Consider the following 26234-nt stretch of genomic DNA (forward strand, 5'->3'; position numbering starts at 1 on the left):
CGATTCACTCGCCCGAGTGATCAGTCCACCAAGTCCCTGACCACCGCATCCGCCAGCAACCGCCCCCGAAGCGTCAGTACCGCACGCCCCTCCTCATACGGACCGGCCTGTAGTAGCCCCTCCGACAAGGTCCGGCGCGACGCTGCGAGTCCCTCCTGACGGAGCAGTGCCAGCGGTGCGCCCTCCCGGAGCCGCAGCTCCAGCAGGATCCGCTCGACCCGCCTGTCCTCCTCCGACAGGAGTTCGCGCCCGGCGCCCGGTGACCGTCCCGCCGCCAGGGCGCCCGCGTACGCGCCCGGGTGCTTGACGTTCCACCAGCGCACCCCGCCGACGTGCGAGTGGGCTCCGGGGCCCGCGCCCCACCAGTCGGCGCCGCGCCAGTACAGCTCGTTGTGCAGGCAGCGGGCGGCCTCGGAGGTGGCCCAGTTGGAGACCTCGTACCAGTCGAATCCGGCCGCCGACATCACCTCGTCCGCGATCAGGTAGCGGTCCGCGTGGACGTCGTCGTCCGTCATCGGGACCTCGCCCCGGCGGATGCGGCGGGCCAGCTGGGTGCCCTCCTCGACGATCAGGGCGTACGCCGAGACATGGTCGGGTCCGGCGGCGAGCGCCGCCTCCAGCGAGGCCCGCCAGTCGTCGTCGGACTCGCCCGGGGTGCCGTAGATCAGGTCGAGGTTGACGTGCTCGAAGCCCGCCGCGCGGGCTTCCGCCACGCAGGCCTCGGGGCGGCCGGGTGTGTGCGTGCGGTCGAGGATCTTCAGCACGTGCTGCTTCGCGCTCTGCATGCCGAAGGAGATCCGGTTGAAGCCGCCCTCGCGGAGCGTGGCCAGATAGGCCGGGTCCACCGACTCCGGGTTCGCCTCCGTGGTGATCTCCGCGTCGGGCGCCAGCCCGAACTCGTCGCGGATCGCCCCCAGCATCCGTACGAGATCACCGGCGGCCAGCAGGGTGGGCGTACCGCCGCCGACGAAGACCGTGCGGACCTCGCGCGGGTCGTCGCCGAGGACCTTGCGGGCCAGGCGGACCTCGTCGACGAGGGTGTCGGCGTAGTTGTCGCGGGAGGCCAGCACTCCGCCGGTGCCGCGCAGCTCGGTCGCGGTGTAGGTGTTGAAGTCGCAGTAGCCGCAGCGGGTCGCGCAGTACGGGACGTGCAGATAGAAGCCGAGGGGGCGGTCGGCGGTCCCGGTGAGCGCGGCGGCGGGCAGCGCGCCGTCGTCGGGAACGGGCTCGCCGTCGGGGAGTGCGGAGGGCATGGGTTCCATTGTCCCGTACTGGGCGAGTGTCCCTCCCCGCCGGTCACTCGGCCTGGAGTACCAGCAGCGCCAGGTCGTCCTCCGGCGGGCGCCCGCCGAACTCGTGCACGAGGCGGCGGATCCGTTCGGCGATCAGCTGGGCGTTCAGGCCCGTGCACCCGGCGAGCGCGGTCGCGAGGCCGTCGCCGTCGTCGAACTGGCGGGAGCCGCTGCGCCGCTCGGTCACCCCGTCGGTCACGCACAGCAGGGTGTCGCCGGAGCGCAGCTCGAAGGTCTCGCTGGTGTACGTCGCGTCCTCGACGACCCCGAGGAGGGTCTGCGGCTGGGCGGCGGTGTGGACCTCGCCGTCCGCGCCGAGGAGCAGGGGCAGCGGGTGGCCGGCGGAGGCGAGGGTGCAGCGGATGCCGCCGTCGAAGGGCGTGAGCTCGCCGTAGAGGAGGGACAGGAACCGGGTCTGCGGGCCGTCGCCGGGCGCCGCCGGGCCGACGAGGGCGCGGGCGGCGGCGTCGGCGGCTTCCGTGGCGTCGTCGAGGAGGAGCTGGTTGAGGCGGTCCAGGACGTCGGAGACGCGGTAGCCCTCGCGGGCCAGGAGCCGCAGCCAGGGCCGTGCGATGCCGATCACGACGGCCGCCTCGGGTCCCTTGCCCTGGACGTCGCCGATGGCGAAGCACCAGCGGCCGTCGCGGGCCGGGAAGAGGTCGTAGAAGTCGCCGCTGGGACCGCCCTTGTCGCACGGCTCGTACACCAGCGCGCTGGCCACACCGGGGATCTCCGCGACGGCGCCGGGCAGCAGTCCGCGCTGGAGGACCCGGCTGATGGTGGCCTGCCGGGCGTACTGGCGGGCCGCGCCGATGGCCAGGGCGACCCGGCGGCTGAGGTCCTCGACCAGTCCGGTGACCTCGTCGGGGAAGCGCACGAGGTCGGCCCGCCCGATGACCAGCGTGCCCAGCGGGTGGCCGCCGGCGATCAGGCGGTACGCGAGCGCGGTGCCGTGCTCCTGGCGCCGGCCGAGCGCGTCGCCGGGCCAGGGGTAGGGGACGGGCCCGGTGCGGTGGTTGTCGGGCGGCAGCGGCGGCTCCTTCTCCAGGACCCGGCGCAGTTCCTCGATGAGGTTCTCGGAGCCGTGCCAGACCCGGGCGAGCCGGGGCCCGGTCCCGGCGATGCCGTCCACGGCCCAGCCGCCGCCGCTGTCCCCGTCGCCGGAGCGGGCGTATCCCCAGCGCCCGGCGACCTCGTCCTCCAGCCAGACCGCGCACCAGTCCGCGAGCCTCGGCACGATCAGCTGGCCGGCGAGCGCGGCGACGAGGTTCTCGTCGAGCTGCCCGGCGAGCAGGTCGGAGGCCTCCGCGAGGAAGGACAGGGCGCCCCGGTTGAGCCAGTCCCGCTCGCGCTCGGCCCGCTGGGGCTCGGGGGCGAGGATCTCGGCGACCCGCAGCCCGCGCTCCAGTGCGCGTTCCTCGGCGTACGCCTCGATGTCGTCCTTGACCGCCACGGGGTCCTCGGCGGGCAGCCGCGCCCACACGGTCTTGGCGCCGGTGCGGTAGGTGACGCCCCAGGACTCCGCGAGCCGGGCCACCAGCCGCAGCCCGCGCCCGTACTCGGGTGTCTCGTACGGCGCCTCCAGCTCCCCGTCGCGCGGGGCGCGGGAGGGATGGTGGTCCAGGACCTCGACGAGCAGGGCGCCGTCCTCCTCCAGGCGGCAGCTGAGCTCGACCTCGGTGCCGGCGTGCACGACGGCGTTGGTGACGAGTTCGCTGACGGCCACGACGGCGTCGTCGAGGAGCCGCTCGCCGATGTGCTCGGTGCCGGGGAGACCGGAGGAGGCCCAGTCGTCGAGAGCGGCGCGCACGAGGGTGCGGGCGGAGCCCGGGGAGAGGGGGCTGCCGGGGAGGACGGTGCGGGCCTGCGCGCACTCGTTTCCGGGCGCGGGCGCATCACAGGCACGGGTGATGGTCTCCCGTTGCACCGGAATGGCCCCCATGTACAGCTCCCCGAGCGGTTCGGACGAATACACCTCAGTCGACGCCGACAGAGTGACAGACTGACCGCGCCCATAAGCACCGAGTTACCGAAGTGGGCCGCCATGAGTGAGAACAGTGCTACGCGCGTGCTCGAAGAAGGACAGAAATACGGTCAAATTCGAGCATCGGACCTGCGCCCGCTGCTCGCCGCGATGACCGCGGCCCGGGACGGGGACTTCCGCCGTCTCCCGGAGACCGATGAGGGAGTGGTGGCCGAGCTGACGGCGGTCTTCAACCAGATCATGGACCGCAGTACGCACTTCAACACGGAAGTGCAGCGCGTCAAGCGGGAGTTGATCCGGCACGGCAGGCTCGACGAGCGGCTCTCGGCGAGCCCGGGCCAGGGCGACTGGACGACCCGCGTCAACGACGTCAACCATCTGCTCGACGCCCTGGTGGCCCCGGCGGCGAACGCGACGCGCGTCCTGGACGCGGTGGCCGGCGGCGATCTCACCCAGCGCGTCGATCTGCACGACGGCACCCGCCAGTTACGCGGCGACCTGCGCCGTCTGGGCCGGGCCGTGAACAAGATGGTGGACCAGCTCTCCCTGTTCACCGGCGAGGTCACCCGGGTGGCCCGTGAGGTGGGCACCGAGGGCCGGCTCGGCGGCCGGGCCAAGGTGAGGGGCCTGTCGGGCAGTTGGCGGGACGTGACCGAGGCCGTCAACGCGATGGCGTCCCGGCTCACGGCGCAGGTGCGTGACATCGCCGCGGTGACGACGGCCGTGGCCCGGGGCGACCTGACCCGCACGGTCACCGTCGAGGCGACCGGCGAGCTGCTCGAACTGAAGCTGACCGTCAACACGATGGTGGACCAGCTCTCCGCCTTCGCCGACGAGGTCACCCGCGTCGCCCGCGAAGTCGGCACGGAGGGGCAGCTGGGCGGGCGCGCCCAGGTGAGGGGCGTCTCGGGCGTGTGGAAGGACCTCACCGACAACGTCAACTTCATGGCGTCGAACCTCACCTCGCAGGTCCGCAACATCGCCCAGGTGACCACCGCGGTGGCCAACGGCGACCTGTCGCAGAAGATCACGGTGGACGCCCAGGGCGAGATCCTGGAGCTGAAGTCGACCATCAACACCATGGTGGACCAGCTCTCCGCCTTCGCCGACGAGGTCACCCGCGTCGCCCGCGAAGTCGGCACCGAAGGAAACCTCGGCGGCCGGGCCCAGGTGCGCGGTGTCTCCGGCGTCTGGAAGGACCTCACCGACAACGTCAACTTCATGGCGGACAACCTCACCTCACAGGTGAGGAACATCGCCCTGGTCTCCACCGCGGTGGCCCAGGGCGACCTCGGCAAGAAGATCACCGTCGAGGCGAAGGGCGAGATCCTGGAGCTGAAGTCGACCATCAACACCATGGTCGACCAGCTCTCCGCCTTCGCCGACGAGGTCACCCGCGTCGCCCGCGAAGTCGGCACCGAAGGAAACCTCGGCGGTCAGGCCCAGGTCCGGGGCGTGTCCGGCGTCTGGAAGGACCTCACCGACAACGTCAACTTCATGGCGCTGAACCTCACCTCGCAGGTCCGCAACATCGCCCAGGTCACCACCGCCGTGGCCAACGGCGACCTCTCCAAGAAGATCACCGTCGACGCGCGCGGCGAGATCCTGGAGCTGAAGGACACCGTCAACACGATGGTGCAGCAGCTGCGGGCCTTCGCCGACGAGGTCACCCGGGTGGCCCGCGAGGTCGGCACCGACGGCCGGCTCGGCGGCCGCGCCCAGGTACTGGGCGTCTCCGGCGTCTGGCGGGACCTCACCGACAACGTCAACTACATGGCCGACAATCTCACCTCCCAGGTGCGGAACATCGCCCAGGTCACCACCGCCGTGGCCAACGGCGACCTCTCCAAGAAGATCGACGTGGACGCGCGCGGCGAGATCCTGGAGCTGAAGACCGCCATCAACACGATGGTCGACACGCTCTCCTCCTTCTCCTCCGAGGTCACCCGGGTGGCCCGCGAGGTGGGCTCCGAGGGCCAACTCGGCGGCCAGGCACGGGTGGAGGGCGTGTACGGCACCTGGAAGCGCCTGACGACGAACGTGAACGAGCTGGCGTCGAACCTGACCACCCAGGTCCGCGCGATCGCCGAGGTGGCCTCCGCGGTGGCCCAGGGCGACATGTCCCGCTCGATCACGGTGGAGACGCGCGGCGAGGACGCCGAGCTGAAGGACAACATCAACCTGATGGTGTCCAACCTGCGCGAGACGACCCGCGCCAAGGACTGGCTGGAATCGAACCTGGCCCGCCTGGCCGCCCTGATGCAGGGCCACCGCGACCTGATGGAGGTCGCCGACCTGCTGCTCCGGGAGCTGACGCCGCTCGTGAACGCACAGTACGGCGCGTTCTTCCTGGCCGACCCGGACGAGGAGAGCGCCTCGCTGCGCACGACCGTTCCGGCCAAGGGGCTGGCGTTCATCGCCGGGTACGGCTCGGCGCAGGGCGCGACCGTGGAGACCGGCGGCCTCCCGGTGCACGGACTGGTCCAGCAGGCGGCGCGCGAGAAGAAGCGGATCCTCGTCGAGGAGGCCCCGCCGGACTACATCAAGATCAACAGCGGGCTGGGTGAGGCGGCGCCGACGAGCGTCGTCATCATCCCGATCCTGTTCGAGGACAAGCTCCTCGGCGTGATCGAGCTGGCGTCCTTCTCCCGCTTCTCCGACGTGCACCTGGCGTTCTTCGACCAGTTCGTGAACACCATCGCCGTCGCGATCAACACGATCATCGCCAACTCCCGTACGGAGTCCCTGCTCGGCGAGTCCCAGCGCCTGGCCATGCAGCTCCAGGAACGCTCGGACGAACTCCAGATGCAGCAGGCGGAGCTGCAGCGCTCGAACGCCGAGCTGGAGGAGAAGGCGGCGCTGCTGGCGACGTCGTCGCAGTACAAGTCGGAGTTCCTGGCGAACATGTCGCACGAGCTGCGCACCCCGCTGAACTCCCTGCTGATCCTGGCGCGCCTGCTCTCCGACAACCCGGACGGCCATCTCTCCGACCAGGAGGTCCAGTTCGCGACGACGATCCACCGCTCCGGCTCGGACCTGCTCCAGCTGATCAACGACATCCTGGACCTGTCGAAGATCGAGGCGGGCCGGATGGACGTACGTCCGAAGAAGCTGCCGCTGATCAAACTTCTCGACTACGTCCACGCCACGTTCCGCCCGCTCACCCTGGACCGCGGGCTCGCCTTCGAGGTGTCGGTGGGCGAGGACGTGCCGCGCGAGATGTACTCCGACGAACAGCGCCTCCAGCAGATCCTGCGCAACCTGCTGTCCAACGCGATCAAGTTCACCGCGACGGGCCGGGTCGAGCTGCGGGTGGGCCGGCTGAAGGACCCCGAGCGCCGATGGGGGTCCCCCCGCTCGAACGAAGTCGAGAGTGCGGGAGTCCGTGAGAGCGACGAGGTGATCGCCTTCGCGGTCACCGACACCGGCATCGGCATCGCGCGGGAGAAACTCCCGGTGATCTTCGAGGCGTTCCAGCAGGCCGACGGCACCACCAACCGCAAGTACGGCGGCACGGGACTCGGTCTGTCCATCAGCCGCGAGATCGCGGGTCTGCTGGGCGGCCGTATCGTCGCCGAGAGCGAGCCCGGCAAGGGCTCCACGTTCACGCTGTACGTCCCCGTCGTCAGCCCCGGTCACGCCGCGACCGGGCCGGTGCCCGAGGACCGGCCGCTGCCGGTGCCGGAGCAGCGGTCGGCCGAGCCGTACGCGGCCGCCCACGACACGGAGGACTCATGGCCGACGCCGACCAAGCTGGAGGAGTGGCAGACGGGCCGGGCGGGCCAGGTCCTGCCGGGTCGGCGGGTGCTGATCGTGGACGACGACATCCGCAACGTCTTCGCGCTGACCCATGTGCTGGGCCGGGTCGGCATGCCGGTGCTGTACGCGGAGAACGGACGCGAGGGCATCGAGACGCTGGAGCGCACCCCGGACGTCGAACTCGTTCTGATGGACATCATGATGCCGGAGATGGACGGATATGAGACGATCTCCGCCATCCGGCGCACACCGCGCTGGGCCCATCTCCCCATCGTCGCGCTGACCGCGAAGGCCATGCCCGGAGACCGGGAGAAGTCCATCGCCCGGGGCGCCAACGACTACGTACCGAAGCCGGTGGACGTGGATCAGCTCCTCACCGTCGTCTGCGACCTCCTGGACCCCGAGGTCACGCGGCCGGAGGGCCGTTCCGCAGGCCCGGAGAACACCGCAGTACCGGGACCGGACGCTTCCGAGGAGGAAGAGGTCCCGCCGACCATCACCGAATGAGGCCACTTCACCATGATCGCTGAGGCAACGCCCGACGAGCGTGCCGGCATCCTCCTGGTCGACGACATGGAGGACAACCTGATCGCGCTGGAGGCCGTCCTGGGGTCCCTCAACGAGCCGCTCATCCGCGCGCGTTCGGGCGAGGAGGCCATGAAGGCGCTGCTGCGGCAGCGCTTCGCCCTGGTCCTGCTCGACGTCCGGATGCCGGGCATGGACGGCTTCGAGACCGCCGCGAACATCAAACGGCTCGACCAGACCAAGGACGTCCCGATCATCTTCCTGACCGGCGCGGAGGACGAGCCCGGCTACGCCTTCCGCGGCTACGCCACCGGAGCCGCCGACTATCTCACCAAGCCGTTCGACCCTTGGGTGCTGCGCGCGAAGGTGTCGGTGTTCCTGGATCTGTACCGCAAGAACAGGCAGTTGGAGCATCTGCTCAGCCGCGAGCACATCCAGAGCAGGCAGCTGAGCACCCGGCTGGCGGCCCTGGCGGACCAGTTGTCCGACGACAGCGCCCCGGACCTGACGGACCTGCGCGCGAGGGTCCACGAAATACGCAGGCTGGTCGGCTAGGGCTGCGCGTCGCGCCTGAAGGGGGCGCGGGGAACTGCGCGACCGGCCACCGCCTACCGGCAGCCGCGACGCAGTCCCCCGCCCTCCCCTACGCTTCGCGCGTACCGGCGTACATCTCCTCGATGAGCGCCTTGTACTCACGCTCCACGACCGGCCGCTTCAGCTTCAGGCTCGGCGTGATCTCACCGTGCTCCACATCGAGATCCCGAGGCAGCAGCCGGAACTTCTTGATCGTCTGCCACTTCTGAAGCCCCTCGTTGAGCTTCTTGACGTAGCCGTCGACCATCTCCACGGTGGCCGGCGCGGCCACGATCTCCGCGTACGGCTTCCCGGACAGCCCGTTCTCCTCGGCCCACGCCTGGATCGCGACCTCGTCCAGCGCGATCAGCGCCGTGCAGAAGTTCCGGTCGGCGCCGTGCACCAGGATGTTGGAGACGTACGGGCAGACCGCCTTGAACTGGCCCTCGACCTCGGCGGGCGCGATGTACTTGCCGCCGGACGTCTTGATGAGGTCCTTCTTGCGGTCGGTGATGCGCAGGTAGCCGTCGGGCGACAGCTCACCGATGTCGCCGGTGTGGAACCAGCCGTCGGCCTCCAGTACCTCGGCGGTCTTGTCGGGCAGCCCGTGGTAGCCCTCCATGATGCCGGGACCGCGCAGCAGGATCTCGCCGTCGTCGGCGATACGGACCTCGGTACCGGGCAGCGGCTTGCCGACGGTGCCGGTGCGGTAGGCCTCGCCCGGGTTCACGAAGGACGCGGCCGAGGACTCGGTGAGGCCGTAACCCTCCAGGATGTGGATGCCGGCGCCGGCGAAGAAGTAGCCGATCTCCGGGGCGAGCGCGGCCGAACCCGAGACACAGGCGCGCAGGTTGCCGCCGAAGGCCTCGCGGATCTTGGCGTACACGAGCGTGTCGGCGACCTTGTGCTTGGCGGCGAGAGCGAACGGCGCGGAGTGGGTGCCGGTGCGCCGGAAGTTGTCCTGGGTGACCTTGGCGTACTCGCGGGCGACCCCGGCGGCCCACTGGAAGATCTTGTACTTGGCGCCGCCGCCCGCGCGGGCCTTCGCGGCGACCCCGTTGTAGACCTTCTCGAAGATGCGCGGGACAGCGGCCATGTACGTCGGCTGCACGACCGGCAGGTTCTCGATGATCTTGTCGACACGGCCGTCGACGGCGGTGACGTGCCCGACCTCGATCTGGCCGGAGGTGAGTACCTTGCCGAAGACGTGCGCGAGCGGCAGCCACAGGTACTGCACGTCCTCCGCGCCGACCAGGCCGGTCGCCGCGATCGCCTTCGCCATGTACGACCAGTTGTCGTGCGGCAGCCGCACTCCCTTGGGGCGGCCGGTGGTGCCGGAGGTGTAGATCACGGTGGCCAGCTGGCCCTTGGTGATCGCGCCGACCCGCTGCTTGATCAGCTCGGGGTCCTTCTCCAGCCGGGCCGCGCCACGGGCCTCCAGCTCGGCGAGGCTCAGCACCCAGTCACCGGTCTCGACGCCGGTCGCGTCGACGACGACGACATGGGTCAGGTTCGGCAGCTCGGCGCGCTTCTCCAGCGCCTTGGCCACCTGGGCGGCGTCCTCGGCGATCAGCACCCGGCTCTCGGAGTCGGAGAGGATGAAGGCCGACTCCTCGGCGTTGGTCTGCGGATAGACGGTGGTCGTCGCGGCACCGGCGCACATGATGCCCAGGTCGGCCAGTATCCACTCGATCCGGGTCGAGGAGGCGAGGGCGACGCGCTGCTCGGGCTGGACGCCCAGCTCGATGAGCCCGGCCGCGATGGCGTAGACCCGCTCGGACGCCTGCCCCCAGCTCAGCGACTTCCAGTCCTCGGGGCCCTCCCCCGAGGCCGCCGGCACGGGATAGCGGTACGCCTCGGCGTCCGGCGTGGCGGCCACGCGCTCCAGGAAGAGGGTCGCCACGCTCGGCGGACGGTTCTCGATCAGTGTCTGTGTGTCGCTCAAGACATCCTCCGGGGGCCCGCGACGATGCGGCTGGCTCAGTGCGGCTGGTTCCTACGCGCGAGACGTTGTTTAACTCGCGAGTAACTATCGAGCAGGGATCAGGTTAAAGGTCGACAGGCCACTGCGTAAGGGTCCGCGCCCTATCACTTCCTCCAGAGGGTCACCTGGCGTACACAAAGGGGCCCGTCGCACTTGCACGCGACGGACCCCTCTTGCGGCGATTTGCCGGGTCACCGGGTGTTACCTGTGGTTACTTCTTGCCCTTGCCCGACCCCGCGCTGTCATCACTGCTCAGCACGGCGATGAAGGCCTCCTGAGGAACCTCCACGGAACCCACCATCTTCATCCGCTTCTTGCCTTCCTTCTGCTTCTCCAGCAGCTTGCGCTTGCGGGAGATGTCGCCGCCGTAGCACTTGGCGAGGACGTCCTTGCGGATGGCGCGGATGGTCTCGCGGGCGATCACCCGGGAGCCGATGGCGGCCTGGATCGGCACCTCGAAGGCCTGCCGCGGGATGAGCTCGCGCAGCTTGGCGACCAGGCGCACCCCGTACGCGTACGCCGCGTCCTTGTGGGTGATCGCCGAGAAGGCGTCCACCTTGTCGCCGTGCAGCAGGATGTCGACCTTGACCAGGCTGGAGGTCTGCTCGCCGGTGGGCTCGTAGTCCAGCGAGGCGTAACCGCGGGTCTTGGACTTCAGCTGGTCGAAGAAGTCGAAGACGATCTCCGCGAGCGGCAGGGTGTAGCGGATCTCGACGCGGTCCTCGGAGAGGTAGTCCATGCCGAGCAGGGTGCCGCGCCGGGTCTGGCACAGCTCCATGATCGAGCCGATGAACTCGGTGGGCGCGAGGATCGTGGCGCGCACGACCGGCTCGTACACCTCGTTGATCTTGCCCTCGGGGAACTCGCTCGGGTTGGTGACGGTGTGCTCGCTGCCGTCCTCCATGACCACGCGGTAGACCACGTTGGGCGCGGTGGCGATCAGGTCGAGGCCGAACTCGCGCTCCAGCCGCTCACGGATCACGTCGAGGTGGAGCAGGCCGAGGAAGCCGACGCGGAAGCCGAAGCCGAGAGCGGCGGAGGTCTCCGGCTCGTAGACGAGCGCGGCGTCGTTGAGCTGGAGCTTGTCCAGGGCCTCGCGCAGCTCCGGGTAGTCCGAGCCGTCCAGCGGATACAGGCCGGAGAAGACCATGGGCTTGGGGTCCTTGTAGCCCCCGAGCGCCTCCGTGGCCCCCTTGTGCTGGCTGGTGACGGTGTCACCGACCTTGGACTGGCGGACGTCCTTCACACCGGTGATGAGGTAGCCCACCTCACCGACGCCGAGACCGTCGGCGCCGAGCATCTCGGGCGAGTTCGTCCCGATCTCCAGCAGCTCGTGCGTGGCGCCCGTCGACATCATCCGGATGCGCTCGCGCTTGTTGAGCTGGCCGTCGATGACACGGACGTACGTCACGACACCGCGGTAGGAGTCGTAGACCGAGTCGAAGATCATCGCGCGGGCGGGCGCGTCCTTGACGCCGACCGGAGCGGGAACCTCGGCGACGACCTTGTCGAGCAGGGCATCGACGCCCATGCCCGTCTTGGCGGAGACCCTGAGCACGTCGTCCGGGTCGCAGCCGACCAGGTTGGCGAGCTCCTCGGCGAACTTCTCGGGCTGCGCGGCCGGCAGGTCGATCTTGTTCAGTACGGGGATGATCGTGAGGTCGTTCTCCATCGCCAGGTAGAGGTTGGCGAGGGTCTGCGCCTCGATGCCCTGGGCGGCGTCGACGAGGAGGATGGTTCCCTCGCAGGCGGCCAGCGACCGCGAGACCTCGTAGGTGAAGTCGACGTGCCCCGGGGTGTCGATCATGTTGAGGATGTGCGTGTTGCCGGGTTCGTGGGTGGGAGCCCACGGCAGCCGCACCGCCTGGGACTTGATCGTGATGCCGCGCTCGCGCTCGATGTCCATCCGGTCGAGGTACTGAGCACGCATCTGCCGCTGCTCGACCACGCCGGTCAGCTGGAGCATCCGGTCGGCGAGCGTGGACTTGCCGTGGTCGATGTGCGCGATGATGCAGAAATTGCGGATCAGAGCCGGGTCGGTACGGCTCGGCTCGGGCACATTGTTAGGGGTCGCGGGCACGCAGGGTCCTGTCTCTTGAGGCGCCTTATGCCTCGGGTCGGATCGATACGTAGGTTCCATGGTCCCATGGGCGGCGACCGGGGACCGTTTTGGGCCGTCGGCCGGGCCACTGGTAGTCTGGGTGGCTGTGTCTCATGCCCTCTCAGCGCGAGGCACACCCCGAAGAAATCACCCGGTACGGATTCCGTGCGGCTCCCGCGCGGTCCCGTACCTGAACCTGAAAAGGCTCAATCAGTGGCGAACATCAAGTCCCAGATCAAGCGGATCAAGACCAACGAGAAGGCCCGGCTGCGCAACAAGGCCGTCAAGTCCTCCCTGAAGACCGCGATCCGCAAGGCCCGTGAGGCCGCTGCCGCGGGTGACCAGGAGAAGGCCGTCGAGTACCAGCGCGCTGCCGCGCGTCAGCTCGACAAGGCCGTCTCCAAGGGCGTCATCCACAAGAACCAGGCCGCCAACAAGAAGTCGGCGCTTGCTTCGAAGGTCGCTTCCCTCAAGGGCTGAACCCCTTATCTGGTCTGATCGGATCCGGCTTCCCGGATCCAGCCGCCGGCAGGACCCAGAGCGGGCCCTCTCTCATCCGCTCCCGGCCGGCACCCCGGATTCGCACGCGGCCTGCGTTCGCCACGCGGGTGCGGATCCAGCAGCTTCAACCGAAGGCCCCGGTGCCTCGCCCTTCCCCAGGGCGGGCGCCGGGGCCTTCGGCATGCCTGCGTCAGGACCAGAAGTCGTTGCCCTTTTCGATGTCCGCGAGGCACTCGTCGAGGTCGGTGATCTTGTCGCCCACGATGCGGAAGACGATGCCGCCCATCTCGTCCAGGTGCTTGCCGCCCCGGTCGGCGGTGAAGTGGTGCACGGACATGGCGTGCCCGCGGCCGTCGACGAAGATGTTGCGCAGCTCGACCCGGAAAGTGCCGTCCGTCTCGGAGAAGAGCCGGCCGTAGTACCCCTCGAAGATCGAGTCGAGCCCTTTGTAGTCTCCCGACAGCGGGTTGGAGCCGGGCACATGGTGCGTGCAGTCCCCGGCCATCAGGCCCCTGAGGGTGTCCATGTCTCCGCGCTGGAAGGCCTCGTAGCCTCTGCGGACGAGAGACGCGTGCGGGTGTTCAGCCATGGTGCTCGCCACCTTTCCCAGTCCGGCGAAATACGGCTGATACGCCTGATTCTCCTCTCCGGAGCCTAGCCGCGCCCTCTGGAACGAGCCGCCCGCGCGATGGTCACGACCGCCTTCTCCAAGGCGTACTCGGGGTCGTCCCCGCCGCCCTTCACACCGGCGTCGGCCTCGGCGACCGCCCGCAGCGCGACCGCGACCCCGTCGGGTGTCCACCCCCGCATCTGCTGGCGGACCCGGTCGATCTTCCAGGGCGGCATGCCCAGCTCGCGGGCCAGATCGGCGGGACGGCCGCCGCGCGCGGAGGACAGCTTGCCGATGGCCCGGACGCCCTGGGCGAGCGCGCTGGTGATCATGACGGGTGCCACGCCGGTGGCCAGCGACCACCGCAGCGCCTCCAGCGCCTCCGCCGCTCGCCCCTCGACGGCCCGGTCGGCGACGGTGAAGCTCGACGCCTCCGCACGGCCGGTGTAGTACCGCCCGACGACCGCCTCGTCGATGGTGCCCTCGACATCGGCGACCAGCTGGCTCACCGCGGACGCCAGCTCCCGCAGATCGCTCCCGATGGCGTCGACCAGCGCCTGGCACGCCTCGGGCGTCGCCGAGCGCCCGGTCGCCCGGAACTCGCTCCTGACGAACGCCAGCCGGTCCGCCGGCTTGGTCATCTTCGGGCACGCCACCTCACGCGCCCCCGCCTTGCGGGCGGCGTCGAGCAGCTTCTTGCCCTTGACCCCGCCGGCGTGCACCAGCACGAGCGTGATCTCCTCGGCAGGCGAGGCGATGTACGCCGTCACATCCTTGACCGAGTCCGCCGACAGGTCCTGCGCGCCGCGTACGACCACGACCTTGCGCTCCGCGAACAGCGAGGGGCTGGTCAACTCGGCCAGCGTGCCCGGCTGCAACTGGTCGTGGGTCAGCTCCCGCACATCCGTGTCAGCGTCGGCGGCCCGGGCGGCGACCACCACCTCCCGCACGGCACGGTCGAGCAGCAGCTCCTCCTGACCCACGGCGAGGGTCACGGGGGCGAGGGGGGCGTCGTTCGCACTCTTCTTGGCCATCGCGACAAGGATGGCACGGGCCGCTGACAACCCACGCCGGCGCCGGACACCCGGCGGCTACGGCACGGTCACGGCTCCTCCCGCCAGCCGTCCCACTCCCCCGCGAACTCGTCCAGCGCCCCCGGATCGAGCCGTCCGCCCTCGTCCCTCAGCACTACGAGCCACTGCGCGTCCTCGGCATCGTCCTCACCGGCCAGCGCGTCCCGCACCAGGCGCGGCTCCTCGTCGATCCCGAACCGCTCCCCGAGCGCCTCCGCCGCCTCCTGGGCCGCGTCACGGTCGGGCAGCACCAGCACATGTCTCACATCGCTCACGGAGCCATTCTCGGACACCCGGCGGGAGGGGAGCCCCTGGGCACCCGGCGGGAGGGGAGTCCCCGGGCACCCGGCGAGAGGGGAGTCCCTTGGTCAGCCCTTGCGCACCAGCTGCACGTCCAGCTCGACGCGGATACTCGACCCCACCACCGCGATCCCCCGCGCCAGCATCGTCTGCCAGCTCACGGTGAAGTCGTCGCGCTGCAGTTCGGTCGTGGCCCGGCACGCCGCCCGCACCTCGCCCTCCATGCCGTTGCCGAGCCCGAGGTACTCCGTGTCGAGCACGACCGTCCGCGTCACGCCGTGCAACGTCAGCGCGCCCGTCACGGCCCACCGGGTGCCGCCCTTGTGCACGAACCGCTCGCTGTAGAACTCCAGCGTCGGAAAGGACGCCACGTCCAGGAAGTCCGCCGACCGCAGATGGTCGTCCCGCATCCGCACGCCCGTGTCGATGGACGCCGCGTCGATCACCACATGCATCGCCGACCGCTCGACGGGGTCGGTGATCCGCACCGCCCCCGCGAATGAGTTGAACCGGCCGTGGATCCGGGCCAGCCCGATGTGCCGCGCGGTGAACCCGATCGAGGTGTGCGCCGGCTCGACCTCCCAGTCGCCCGGCGCCGGCAGCTCCGGCGGCTGGGCGACCTGGAGGGTCACGTCCCCCAGCGAGGCGAACGTGTTCTCCACGACGGTCGTGGTCGTCCGGTACGGCGTGTACCCCTCGGCCGACACCGCGAGCCGGTACTCACCCGCCGGCACCGTGATCACGAACGACCCGAAGGGATCCAGTCCCCCGCTCATCACCGTCCGTCCCATGGTGTCGCTCACCACGAACTCCGCGTGCCGGACGGGCTCGTTGACCGGATCGAGCACCCGGCAGCTCAGCACTCCCGCGCTCGGCGGAGTCTCCAGCGCCGTCAGAGGGCTCGTCCGCTGTTCCGGGTTCGTTCGGCTTCCTCGCCGGCGACCGATCATCCTCGACACCCCTGTACGAACTCGACCTCACGCGTTGCCGAAGGGGCATTCGACCACCGCCGAGTTTTTCGGGGCAACACGGGATCACATCGTGGGAAACCGGCACATGCGCTGGTTCTACCAGCTAGTAGCACCAGTGGCGCACGAGGCGCCGAGCCCCGAACCCTGTGGCGTCAGCCGGCTCTGTCGGGCTTGCTCACCGCAGGCACCCGGTCCAGCTCGATCCCGAACCGCTCCCGGTACGCCCTCAGCACCTCCTCGTCCGTCCCCAACTCCCGCTCCTCACGTGTCCCGTCCGCCGCCGTCGTCTTGAACGTGCGGCCGCTCAGCGTGATCCGTCCCCCTTCCTGCGTCACCCGCGAGCACACCAGCGACTGTGTGAAGTGCGACAGCGGCGAGGTGCTGTGCCACCACGCCCCCGCCGCGAAGTCACCGAGCGCCCGGGGCCGCCGGTCCAACCGGTACTGCGGTCTGCCGTCCATCACGACGTCCAGGTCAGCCGCCGCCGCCGAGTCGTGCCCGCCGCGCACCCCGGCCGCGTCCGGCCCGGCCTCCACGATCCGGAACACCCCCGCCGGATCCACCTGCTCACCCCGCGCCTCGAACGCCAGCGGATAGTGGCTGTGCGCCCCGAATCCGACGTCCGCCAGCCACGCTCCCCCGTCCACCGTGCCCACCTTCAGCGCCATGTGGTCGTAGGGGATCCCGAGCCGCTCCTCCTTGCCGTAGACGCGCGCCGCGAGCAGCGTCACATCGAAGCCCAGCGCGCCGAGCAACGCCGCGAACGACCCGTTCAGTTCGTAACAGAACCCGCCCCGCCGCGCACCCACCACCTTGTCCAGCAGCCGCTTCTCCTCCAGCACGATCTCCTCGCCGAGGTGGACCGACAGGTTCTCGAAGGGCACGGTCTGCAGGTGGCGCAGTTGCAGCTCACGCAGCACGTCCACGGTGGGCCACGCCGGGTGCTCGACTCCCAGGCGCCGGAGATAGGCATCAACCTCTACGGAATCCATGGCCCCAGTCTCCCGCCACCATGAGCTCCGCGCCCGTACCCGCCACCGCGAGCGCCCCGTCCTCGTCCGTCCGCAGCACGACGGCGCCCTGCGCCCGCAGCGCCGCGACCGTGGCGGGAGCCGGGTGACCGTAGGGGTTGTCCGCCCCTGCGGAGATCAGCGCCAGCCTCGGTGCGGCCCGGCGTATGAGCTCCGGGTCCTGGTACGCCGAGCCGTGGTGGGCGACCTTCAGCACGTCCACGCCGCCGAGCAACGGCCCCGCCGGCGAGCTCAACAGCGCCCGCTGCGCCGGGGGTTCCAGATCGCCGAGCAGCAGGAACCGCAGCCCCGCCGACCGGACGAGCAGGGTGACGCTGGAGTCGTTCGGGCCGTCCGGGGCGTCCGGGGTCAGGGCCGGGTGGGGCGGTGGCCACAGCACCCGCCAGCTCAGGGCCCCGGTGCGCCGCTCCTCCCCGGCGGCGGCCCGCGTCACGGGGATCCGTCGGGCAGCCGCCTGTCCGCGCACGAACTCCGCCTGGTCCACGGGCTCTTCGTGCCCCGTCGTCTCGATCGCGCCCACCGCCCGCCCACGCAGCACGCCGGGCAGGCCCGCCACATGGTCGGCGTGGAAGTGGGTCAGCACGACGAGCGGGATCCTCGTGATGCCGAGCGTGCGCAGACAACGGTCGATCAGCGTCGGATCGGGGCCGGCGTCCACCACCACCCCCGTCCCCGCGCCCGCCGCGAACACCGTCGCGTCGCCCTGCCCCACGTCGCACATCGCGAACGTCCACCCCGGCGGCGGCCACCCCGTGACGACCCTGGTCAGCGGCGGCGGCTGCACCACCGCCAGCAGGAGCAGCGCCCCGCAGACCCCGCACCACCAGGGGTGCCTCAGCAGCCGGCGTCCGGCGAGCACGACGGCCACCGTGACCAGGGCGAGCAGTGCCGCCCCGGTCCAGCTGCCGGGCCAGTCCACGCCCGCGCCGGGCAGCGCGGCACCCGTCCGGGCGACGTTCGCCAGCCAACCGGTCGGCCAACTCGCGCACCAGGCCAACGCCTTGGCCACCGGCATCGCGAGCGGTGCCGTCGCCAGCGCCGCGAAGCCCAGCACCGTGGCCGGCGCGATCGCGAACTCCGCCAGCAGATTGCACGGCACCGCAACCAGGCTCACCCGGGCCGACAGCACCGCCACGACCGGCGCGCACAGCGCCTGCGCGGCAGCCGCGGCCGCCAACGCCTCGGCAAGACGCGGCGGCACCCGGCGTCTGCGCAGCGCCGCGCTCCAGCGGGGTGCGAGGGTGAGCAGGGCACCCGTCGCCAGGACGGAGAGCAGGAAGCCGTAGCTGCGGGCCAGCCACGGGTCGTACAGCACCAGCAGCAGTACGGCCGTCGCCAGCGCCGGGATCAGCGATCTGCGGCGCCCGGTCGCCAGGGCCAGCAACACGACGGCCCCGCACGCCGCTGCCCGCAGCACGCTCGGGTCCGGCCGGCACACCACGACGAACGCGAGCGTGAGCGCGCCGCCGAACAACGCGGTCGTGCGCAGTGAGATGCCGAGCCGGGGTGCGAGTCCTCGGCGCTCGACCTGCTGGGCGAGGCTGGGCGGGCCGATGAGCAGGGCCAGGATGATCGTGAGGTTGCTGCCGGACACTGCCAGCGTGTGCGCGAGGTCGGTCTCCTTGAACGCCTCGTCCAGCTCCGGCGTGATCCGCGAGGTGTCTCCCACGACCAGGCCGGGCAGCAACGCCCGCGCATCCGCCGGCAACCCGTCGGTCGCCTCCCGCAGCCCTCCCCGCAACCGCCCCGCGAGCCGCTGCACCGCCGACGGCTCCCCCACGACCTCCGTCCCGGCGGACTCCCGCACCCGCAACACGGCCGCGATCCGGTCCCCGCCCGCAAGAGCTGGAGCGAGCCGGGCGGTGATGCGCAGGCGGGTGGAGGGGAGGAGGGACAGCCAGGGGGACGGGCGCGTCGCGGAGGGACGGGTGGTGGAGGCGGGTTGCCCCCACCCCGTGTCGACGATGACCAGCACCGGCGCCCGCGTCTCCACCACCGTGCCGTCCGGCTTGTCCACGCGTCGTACGTCCGCGTCGACCAGCACGGCGGTCGGCGCCATGTGATTCCCCTTGACCCTGGGCCGGGTGAGCCGGGGGTCCGAGGTGATCTCAACCTCGGCGGTCACCGTGGCGTACTCCCGCGCCAGCCCAGGCACCGGCCCACGCCGCAGGTCGGCCCCGTGCAACGCGGCGGAGACGGCGGCCGCCGCGACGCAGAGCAGCAGGGCGGCGGCCGAGGTGCGGGGCCGGCTCCGGCGCGCCGGTACCCGGAGGGTCTGCCCGCCCGACCCGCCTCGCCGAACGACCAGCAGCAGTACGCCTGCCGCAACCAAGCAGACCACCGCCGCGCCGGCCACCCACTCCGGCGGTGCGTCCAACGTCAGCGCCGCCGTCGCCCAAGCGGCGAGCGCCGGCGGGACCAGGCGCAGGTCCGTCGGGCCTTCCTGACGAGGGTGGGCCGCGCCCAGCCGTCGGCCGGATGTGGCGTGAACGGCGGCTCGGGCGGGCCGGGAGACGGGTGCCGGGGTGTCGTGGTCGTCCGGGCTCATGGCCGTACGAGATTCCGTAGATCGGCGAAGCGGCGATCGCCGATGCCGTTGACCTCACGCAGCTCGTCCACCGAGCGGAAACCGCCGTGCCGGGTGCGGTAGTCGATGATGTGCCGGGCCAGCACCGGGCCGACGCCCGGGAGGGTGTCCAACTGGTCCACGGTTGCCGTGTTGAGGGGGATCGGTGCGGCGGGTACGGCACCGGGGGCCACGGCGCCGCCGGTGCCCGTGCTGGTGCCGGTCTCGGGTGCCGGGGCCGGCGGAGCGCCGACGATCACCTGCTCGCCGTCCACCAGGAACCGGGCCCGGTTGAGGGTGTCGGTGTTCGTGCCGGGGCGTACTCCACCGGCCGCCCGCAGAGCGTCGGCGACGCGTGCGCCCGCCGGGAGGCGATGGATCCCCGGCTCGCGCACCTTGCCGCCGACGTCCACCACGATCTCGGGCGCCGACGTGCCCCCGGCACCGGGCGCACCGACCGCCGATGCACCTGCCGTGGAAGCACCGGGCCGCGATGCAGCCGGCCCGCGCTCACCACCCTGCTCTGCACCGGGTTCCCCTCCTCCGTACGGTGCCGCCGCCCGCACCACCTCAGGAGCCCGCACGGACTGCGCCCGCCCGGCCCAGAAGTGCTGCACCGCGAAGCCGACGGCGAGGAGGAGCACCACGGTGAGTGCGACCACGTTCCGCCGCTCCAGCCCACACCGGGCCTGCAACCACACCGGCATCCGCTCCCGCAACGCCAGCCCGGCCCGCACCCGCCACTCCCTCGAGCCGGCGCCCGCGCCCAAGCCGGCGTCACCGGCACGGGCTCGGGCACCGGGGGCGGCACCGGCACGGCTGCCGGTATCGCCACCGACACCAGCGGCACCGCCACCGCTGCCGGCAACAGCCCCAGAACCGTGCTCCCGACCAGCCCGGGAACCATCCTCCCCACCAGCCACGGAACCGCCCCCGCGACCAGCCCGGGAACCACCCTCCCGACCAGCCCCGCAACCGCCCTCCCGACCAGCCACGGAACCACCCTCCCGAGCAGCCCCGGAACCACCCTCCCCACCAGCCACGGAACCGCCCTCCTGACCAGCCCGGGAACCACCCTCCCCACCAGCCCCGCAACCACTCTCGCGACCGGCCCCTGCGACCACGCCGCCCCGCGTCAGGTCCGGGGCGAGACCGAGATCCCTCCCCGCGCCCTCAGCCCCGCTCCGCCCCGGCGGCCCAGCCCCCGACTCCCCCGACTCTCCCCACTCACCGCCCCGTTCGGAGAAAATCACCTCCGCCCGGCGCCGCAGTTCCTCCGCCGACGCATGACGCTGACGCGCCCTCCCGGTGACATGCGTGCCTCGCCGGTGCCGAGTGCGCCCGTCGGATCGCGGACCGCGCCCCGGACCACTGGTCACCGTCGCGGTGCGACCCCGTGCGGCCGAGGACATGGATGCGGCGGTAGCCATGGTCGCGCCCGGCCGCGTGACAGTACGTGAACGTGTGCGTGATCGAAGTGCCATGCGAGGAGGATCCGACGTCTCGCCCCACCCGCGATGATCTTGCTCACTTCCCGGGGATTACCGCCCAGTTGTGGAAAACCCCGCCACCCACACGAGTGACGCCCCCACCCAAAGGCGCGTCACGCCGAGCGACCCGTCACCCGCGCGACCCATCACGCCGAATCACCCGTCATCCCGAGTCACCCATCACCTCGAATGACCCATCACCCCGAATGACCCGTCACCGAGGCGAAACCACAACCCCCAACAGCCCAGGCCCGGTATGCGCCCCGATCACCGCCCCGACCTCACTCACATGCAGCTCCGCCAACCCCGGCACCCGCGCCCGCAGACGATCCGCCAGTGCCGACGCCCGGTCCGGTGCCGAGAGATGGTGGACCGCGATGTCCACCTGTGCGCTGCCCGCCCGGTCGGCGGCGATCTCCTCAAGGCGGGCGATCGCCTTGGACGCCGTGCGGACCTTCTCCAGGGGCCCGATCCGCCCGCCCTCCAGCTGCAGCAGCGGCTTCACCGCGAGCGCGGAGCCCAGCAGGGCCTGCGCGGCGCCGATGCGGCCGCCGCGGCGCAGATAGTCGAGGGTGTCGACGTAGAAGTAGGCGGCCGTGCCCCCGGCCCGCTTCTCGGCGGCCGTGACGGCCTCGTCCACCGTGCCGCCCGTCTCCGCCGCCTCGGCCGCCGCGAGCGCGCAGAACCCTAGCGCCATGGCGACCATGCCGGTGTCCACCACGCGCACCGGCACCGGCGCCTCGCGCGCGGCGACGACCGCCGCGTCGTACGTGCCGGAGAGCTCGGCGGACAGGTGCAGGGAGACGATGCCGGTGGCGCCGGACTCGGCGACCTCGCGGTAGTGCCGTGCGAAGACCTCGGGGCTGGGGCGTGAGGTCGTGACGGGGCGTCGCTTCTGCAACGCCTGGGCGAGGGAACGGGTCGAGATCTCGGTGCCCTCGTCCAGCGCCTGGCCGCCGACGACCACGGTCAGGGGTACCGCTGTGATGCCGTGGCGCTCCATCGTCCGGGGCGGCAGGTAGGCCGTTGAATCGGTGACGATAGCGACATGGCGGGACATGAGCTGGAGGTTACCTGGCGTAGTGCCCTGGCGGCAGCCCGACCCCGCTCAGACGGTGAAGCCTTGACCGGAGCGGCGCGTGGCCGTAGGGGCTCAAGTCGTGCTCTCGGGACGGGGTTTCTTCTGCCAGGGGTACGTCTGGCGGGGCCCCGGCGGGTTGATGGCGGGCCTCGTCGGCTCCTCGGCCCGCTGCCGCTGAGGGCTGTCGGGCCAGGTCTGCTCGGTGGTCTCGGCGGCGTCGGAGGCAGGTGCCTCCGGCCACGGGGGCGGTGGGGAGGAGGAGCGCTCGGGCGCCGGCCCGGCCGCTGCGGAATCCGCCTTCGAGGATCCCGTCGCTGAAGACCCTGTCGCTGAAGATCCCGTCGCTGAAGATCCTGCAGCCCCTGCGGTCGAGGACCCGGGCGCGGTCGCCGCCGCCCCTGCCCCCGTCGACCCGGTCTCCATGGACTCCGTCGTCTGCCAGTGCCGCAGGGCGCCGGTCTCCACGTCGATCTGGGCGCTGAGGGTGTCCAGGTCGTCGTCGGCGAACCGGCGGGCCCGGTCGCGGGCCGCCCAGCGCAGGGAGTCCGCGGCCTCGACGATGCGCTCGGTGCGCTCGCGCAGGTCGGGCAGCCGCCCCGCGAGCGTCGTACGGTCCGGCTCGGACTCCAGGCGCCTGAGCTCCGCGTCCAGTTCGTGGCCGTGTGCGCTCAGGCGCTCGAAGAGGCCTAGGGACTCCTTGAGGGACTCGTCCTCGCCCACGCCCGCGTGCAGGGCGTCCTGGGTGGCGCGCATCGAGGTGCGCAGCTTCAGCCGCAGCTGGGCGAGCTCGCCGACCGCGCCGGGCTGGGCGAAGGACTTGGCCCGCAGGGTGTGGTCCTCGACCGTGCGCCGGGCGTGGGTGATCGTCTCGTCCACGCGGCGCTTGGCGGCGCCGACCACCTTCACGGTGGCGTACGCGCCGAGCGCCACGAAGAGCACGAAGAGCAGGGCGACGACTGCGATCACTGCTTCCACGAACTCCTCCTCAGACCGGCCGCGGCCCATGGCCACGTCACTCTTCAACGGTAAACGCAGTGGGCAGGCCCGGAGTTCCAGCAGAACCCGGAACCTGCCCGTAGGGGATCACCCCGAGCCGTCCGCCGCGATCATGGCATCCGGCGGCACGCCCGCCGACCGGGCGGTCCTTCCGGCCCGGCCAGAGCCCCGGCACCCCACGCCGAACCGACCGGACGGCCCTTCCGGCCGGCCCCAGTGCCCCGGCACCCTACGCCGGGACGATGTTCACCAGCTTCGGCGCGCGCACGATCACCTTGCGGATCCCTGCCCCGTCCAGCGCGGCCACGACCTTCTCGTCGGACAGCGCGACCTTCTCCAGCTCCTCCTCGGAGATGGCGGGCGAGACCTCCAGGCGGGCCTTGACCTTGCCCTTGATCTGCACGACGCACGTCACCGTCTCGTCGACCACGTACGCCGGGTCGGCGACCGGGAAGTCCTCGTGCACGACCGAGCCGTCGCGGCCCAGCTTGCGCCACAGCTCCTCGGCGATGTGCGGAGCCAGCGGCGCGACCATCAGCACCAGCGACTCGGCGACGGAGCGCGGCACCGCTCCGCCCGCCTTGGTCAGGTGGTTGTTCAGCTCGGTGACCTTGGCGATCGCGGTGTTGAACCGCATGCCCTCCAGGTCCCCGCGCACACCGTCGATCGCCTTGTGCAGGGCACGCAGCGTGTTCTCGTCGGGCTCGGCGTCCACCACGGTCACGGCGCCGGTCGACTCGTCGACGACGTTGCGCCACAGCCGCTGCAGCAGCCGGAACTGGCCCACCACCGCGCGCGTGTCCCACGGCCGGGACACGTCCAGCGGGCCCATCGCCATCTCGTACAGACGCAGCGTGTCGGCGCCGTACTCGGCACAGATCTCGTCCGGAGTGACCGCGTTCTTCAGGGACTTGCCCATCTTGCCCAGCAGTCGGGAGACCTTCTCGCCCTGGTAGTGGTACGCGCCGTCGCGCTCCTCCACCTCGGCGGCCGGCACCGCGATGCCACGGCTGTCGCGGTAGACGTAGGCCTGGATCATGCCCTGGTTGAACAGCTTGTGGAACGGCTCCGCGGAGGAGACGTGCCCCAGGTCGAACAGGACCTTGGACCAGAAGCGTGCGTACAGCAGGTGCAGCACGGCGTGCTCGGCGCCGCCGACGTACAGGTCGACGCCGCCGTGCGGCCGGCCCTCGCGCGGGCCCATCCAGTACCGCTCGATCTCGGGGTCGACCAGCTGCTCGCTGTTGTGCGGGTCCAGGTAGCGCAGCTCGTACCAGCAGGAACCGGCCCAGTTGGGCATGGTGTTGGTCTCGCGCCGGTACCGCTTCGGGCCGTCCCCCAGGTCCAGCGTGACGTTGACCCAGTCCTCGTTGCGCGACAGCGGCGTCTCGGGCTCGGTGTCGGCGTCGTCCGGGCCGAAGGTGCGCGGGCTGTAGTCCTCGACCTCGGGCAGCTCCAGCGGCAGCATCGACTCGGGCAGCGGGTGGGCGATGCCGTCCTCGTCGTAGACGATCGGGAAGGGCTCGCCCCAGTAGCGCTGCCTGCTGAACAGCCAGTCGCGCAGCCGGAAGTTGACCGTGCCCTCGCCGACGCCGGACCGCTCCAGCCACTCGGTGATGCGCGCCTTGGCCTCGGTGACGCCCAGGCCGTCGAGGGAGATGCCCTCGGCGGTGGAGTTGATGATCTTCGCGTCGTACGACGAGAAGGCGTCCTCCCACGTGGAGGTGTCCGTGCCGCGGCCGTCCGTCGGCTCGACGATGCAGTGGATCGGCAGCTCGAAGGCGCGCGCGAACTCGAAGTCACGCTGGTCGCCGCAGGGTACGGCCATGATCGCGCCGGTGCCGTAGCCCATCAGGACGTAGTCGGCGATGAAGACGGGCACCTGCTCGCCGTTGACCGGGTTGGTCGCGTACGAGCCGATGAAGACGCCGGTCTTGTCCTTGGCCTCGGCCTGGCGCTCGACGTCGGACTTGGAGGCGGCCTGCGCGCGGTAGGCGGCGACGGCCGCGGCCGGGGTCGCGTGACCGCCGGTCCACACGTCGTGGGTGCCCTCGGGCCAGGCGTCCGGGGTGAACTTGTCGACCAGCGGGTGCTCGGGCGCCAGCACCATGTAGCTCGCGCCGAACAGGGTGTCGGGGCGCGTGGTGAAGACGGTGATGCGCTCGCCGTCCACCGGGAAGTCGACGCGGGCACCCTCGGAGCGGCCGATCCAGTTGCGCTGCTGCAGCTTGATGGCCTCGGGCCAGTCCAGCTCGTTCAGGTCGTCCAGCAGCCGGTCGGCGTACGCGGTGATCCGCATGTTCCACTGGCGCAGCTTGGCCTTGAAGACCGGGAAGTTGCCGCGCTCGGAGCGGCCCTCGGCGGTGACCTCCTCGTTGGCCAGCACCGTGCCCAGGCCGGGGCACCAGTTGACCGGCGCGTCGGAGGCGTACGCCAGGCGGTGGCCGCCCAGGACGTCGGCACGCTCGCCGGCGCTCAGCTCGCTCCACGCGCGCGTGCGGCCGGGCACCGCACGCTCACCGGACTCGAACTGCGCGACCAGCTCGGCGATCGGGCGGGCCTTCTTCGCCTCCTCGTCGTACCAGGAGTTGAAGATCTGCAGGAAGATCCACTGGGTCCACTTGTAGTAGTCCGGGTCGATCGTGGCGAACGAGCGGCGCTTGTCGTGGCCCAGGCCCAGCCGGCGCAGCTGGACCTTCATGTTCTCGATGTTGGCCTCGGTGGAGACACGCGGGTGCGTGCCGGTCTGCACGGCGTACTGCTCGGCGGGCAGGCCGAAGGCGTCGAAGCCCAGGGTGTGCAGGACGTTGTGGCCCGTCATGCGCTGGAAGCGCGCGAAGACGTCGGTGGCGATGTAGCCCAGCGGGTGACCGACGTGCAGGCCCGCACCGGAGGGGTACGGGAACATGTCCATGATGAACTTCTTGGGCTTGGCGACCAGCCCGGGGTCGCCCGCCAGGTCGCCCTTGGGGTTCGGAGCCGCGTACGTGCCCTCGGCGTCCCAGAAGTCCTGCCAGCGTGCCTCGATCTCGGCGGCAACGGCCGCCGTGTAGCGGTGCGGCGCGGCCACCTCGGCGGCAGCGGGGTTCGTCTCGCTCATGATCCTCAAAGCTCCATCGATCGTCTCTGCCAGCGGCTGCGGTTCCCGGGAAACGAAAAATCCCCTCGCACAGGAGGGGACGCCGCGCCGATGCCGACCATCCGATTCGCCCGGTGGTCGGGATTGATCAGCGCGGCTCGCTAAGCAGAAGGCGTACGGCACGCATGGCGTCAGGGTACCGCAGCGCCACAGCGGGTCGCGACGGGCTTCCGGGGGCGCACGGCGGCGCTCGATGAGAGGACTCACACATGAACAACCGCGCCCCCTGATCCGTACCTGGGAGTTGTGAAGACATGG

At 71.1% G+C, this 26234-nt stretch carries 17 protein-coding genes; 3 read left to right on the forward strand and 14 right to left on the reverse strand.

What is annotated here, in order from left to right; genetic code table 11:
• Positions 1-20 precede the first annotated feature (20 nt).
• Together hemW and AC3ETA_RS01805 are read right to left on the reverse strand one after the other, a co-directional pair.
• The gene (hemW, locus tag AC3ETA_RS01800) at positions 21-1253 is read right to left on the reverse strand and encodes a radical SAM family heme chaperone HemW (protein WP_432191007.1); all 1233 of its coding nucleotides are present in this window, start codon (positions 1251-1253) and stop codon (positions 21-23) included.
• Between the two features lie 43 nt (positions 1254-1296).
• Positions 1297-3234, reverse strand: a complete 1938-nt coding sequence (locus AC3ETA_RS01805; protein WP_432191008.1) for a SpoIIE family protein phosphatase — start codon at positions 3232-3234, stop codon at positions 1297-1299.
• A gap of 102 nt (positions 3235-3336) precedes the next feature.
• Here AC3ETA_RS01805 and AC3ETA_RS01810 point away from each other — a divergent pair, with 102 nt between their 5' ends.
• Positions 3337-7542 carry a HAMP domain-containing protein gene (locus AC3ETA_RS01810; protein ID WP_432191009.1) on the forward strand — a complete coding sequence of 1402 codons (4206 nt, stop codon included), beginning with the start codon at positions 3337-3339 and terminating at the stop codon, positions 7540-7542.
• A 12-nt stretch (positions 7543-7554) separates the two neighbouring features.
• Entirely contained in the window at positions 7555-8115 is a 561-nt protein-coding gene (locus AC3ETA_RS01815) for a response regulator (protein ID WP_432191010.1), read from the forward strand.
• Between the two features lie 88 nt (positions 8116-8203).
• Here AC3ETA_RS01815 and AC3ETA_RS01820 read toward each other — a convergent pair whose 3' ends face one another.
• Together AC3ETA_RS01820 and lepA are read right to left on the reverse strand one after the other, a co-directional pair.
• On the reverse strand, positions 8204-10078 hold the full coding sequence (locus AC3ETA_RS01820; protein WP_432191011.1) for an AMP-dependent synthetase/ligase: 1875 nt from the start codon (positions 10076-10078) through the stop codon (positions 8204-8206).
• Positions 10079-10328: 250 nt separating this feature from the next.
• Complete coding sequence (gene lepA / locus AC3ETA_RS01825; protein WP_432191012.1) at positions 10329-12197, reverse strand: translation elongation factor 4; 1869 nt, start codon at positions 12195-12197, stop codon at positions 10329-10331.
• A gap of 234 nt (positions 12198-12431) precedes the next feature.
• Here lepA and rpsT point away from each other — a divergent pair, with 234 nt between their 5' ends.
• A complete protein-coding gene (rpsT, locus tag AC3ETA_RS01830) occupies positions 12432-12698 on the forward strand; it encodes a 30S ribosomal protein S20 (RefSeq protein WP_030947131.1) in 267 nt (88 codons plus the stop codon).
• Positions 12699-12909: 211 nt separating this feature from the next.
• Here the strand turns inward: rpsT and AC3ETA_RS01835 are convergent, their stop codons facing one another.
• From AC3ETA_RS01835 to leuS, 10 genes are all read right to left on the reverse strand, one after another.
• Entirely contained in the window at positions 12910-13308 is a 399-nt protein-coding gene (locus AC3ETA_RS01835; protein ID WP_432191013.1) for a nuclear transport factor 2 family protein, read from the reverse strand.
• Between the two features lie 65 nt (positions 13309-13373).
• Positions 13374-14363: a DNA polymerase III subunit delta gene (gene holA / locus AC3ETA_RS01840; RefSeq protein ID WP_432191014.1), complete on the reverse strand. Its 990-nt coding sequence runs from the start codon at positions 14361-14363 to the stop codon at positions 13374-13376.
• Positions 14364-14431: 68 nt separating this feature from the next.
• Complete coding sequence (locus tag AC3ETA_RS01845; RefSeq protein WP_107907336.1) at positions 14432-14677, reverse strand: hypothetical protein; 246 nt, start codon at positions 14675-14677, stop codon at positions 14432-14434.
• A 93-nt stretch (positions 14678-14770) separates the two neighbouring features.
• On the reverse strand, positions 14771-15652 hold the full coding sequence (locus AC3ETA_RS01850; RefSeq protein ID WP_432191015.1) for a YceI family protein: 882 nt from the start codon (positions 15650-15652) through the stop codon (positions 14771-14773).
• Positions 15653-15825: 173 nt separating this feature from the next.
• Positions 15826-16665: an arylamine N-acetyltransferase family protein gene (locus AC3ETA_RS01855; RefSeq protein ID WP_432191016.1), complete on the reverse strand. Its 840-nt coding sequence runs from the start codon at positions 16663-16665 to the stop codon at positions 15826-15828.
• The gene (locus AC3ETA_RS01860) at positions 16646-19252 is read right to left on the reverse strand and encodes a ComEC/Rec2 family competence protein (RefSeq protein WP_432191017.1); all 2607 of its coding nucleotides are present in this window, start codon (positions 19250-19252) and stop codon (positions 16646-16648) included. Before AC3ETA_RS01860 ends, AC3ETA_RS01855 begins: the two co-directional genes overlap by 20 nt.
• Entirely contained in the window at positions 19249-20313 is a 1065-nt protein-coding gene (locus AC3ETA_RS01865) for a ComEA family DNA-binding protein (RefSeq protein ID WP_432191018.1), read from the reverse strand. The genes AC3ETA_RS01860 and AC3ETA_RS01865 overlap by 4 nt, the downstream gene beginning before the upstream one ends.
• A gap of 661 nt (positions 20314-20974) precedes the next feature.
• Complete coding sequence (locus tag AC3ETA_RS01870) at positions 20975-21820, reverse strand: DegV family protein (protein WP_107906590.1); 846 nt, start codon at positions 21818-21820, stop codon at positions 20975-20977.
• 93 nt (positions 21821-21913) lie between these two features.
• Positions 21914-22816: a hypothetical protein gene (locus tag AC3ETA_RS01875; protein ID WP_432191019.1), complete on the reverse strand. Its 903-nt coding sequence runs from the start codon at positions 22814-22816 to the stop codon at positions 21914-21916.
• Positions 22817-23066: 250 nt separating this feature from the next.
• Positions 23067-25937: a leucine--tRNA ligase gene (leuS, locus tag AC3ETA_RS01880; protein ID WP_432191020.1), complete on the reverse strand. Its 2871-nt coding sequence runs from the start codon at positions 25935-25937 to the stop codon at positions 23067-23069.
• Positions 25938-26234: the final 297 nt, after the last annotated feature.

Source organism: Streptomyces sp. bgisy027, assembly GCF_057710365.1.

What these genes read in the sequence shown, in the direction of transcription:
- hemW (WP_432191007.1), bottom strand. Translation starts at nt 1,253, where the DNA reads ATGCCCTCCGCACTCCCCGACGGCGAGCCCGTTCCCGACGACGGCGCG.
- AC3ETA_RS01805 (WP_432191008.1), bottom strand. Translation starts at nt 3,234, where the DNA reads ATGGGGGCCATTCCGGTGCAACGGGAGACCATCACCCGTGCCTGTGAT.
- AC3ETA_RS01810 (WP_432191009.1), top strand. Translation starts at nt 3,337, where the DNA reads ATGAGTGAGAACAGTGCTACGCGCGTGCTCGAAGAAGGACAGAAATAC.
- AC3ETA_RS01815 (WP_432191010.1), top strand. Translation starts at nt 7,555, where the DNA reads ATGATCGCTGAGGCAACGCCCGACGAGCGTGCCGGCATCCTCCTGGTC.
- AC3ETA_RS01835 (WP_432191013.1), bottom strand. Translation starts at nt 13,308, where the DNA reads ATGGCTGAACACCCGCACGCGTCTCTCGTCCGCAGAGGCTACGAGGCC.
- holA (WP_432191014.1), bottom strand. Translation starts at nt 14,363, where the DNA reads ATGGCCAAGAAGAGTGCGAACGACGCCCCCCTCGCCCCCGTGACCCTC.
- AC3ETA_RS01850 (WP_432191015.1), bottom strand. Translation starts at nt 15,652, where the DNA reads ATGATCGGTCGCCGGCGAGGAAGCCGAACGAACCCGGAACAGCGGACG.
- AC3ETA_RS01855 (WP_432191016.1), bottom strand. Translation starts at nt 16,665, where the DNA reads ATGGATTCCGTAGAGGTTGATGCCTATCTCCGGCGCCTGGGAGTCGAG.
- AC3ETA_RS01860 (WP_432191017.1), bottom strand. Translation starts at nt 19,252, where the DNA reads ATGAGCCCGGACGACCACGACACCCCGGCACCCGTCTCCCGGCCCGCC.
- AC3ETA_RS01870 (WP_107906590.1), bottom strand. Translation starts at nt 21,820, where the DNA reads ATGTCCCGCCATGTCGCTATCGTCACCGATTCAACGGCCTACCTGCCG.
- leuS (WP_432191020.1), bottom strand. Translation starts at nt 25,937, where the DNA reads ATGAGCGAGACGAACCCCGCTGCCGCCGAGGTGGCCGCGCCGCACCGC.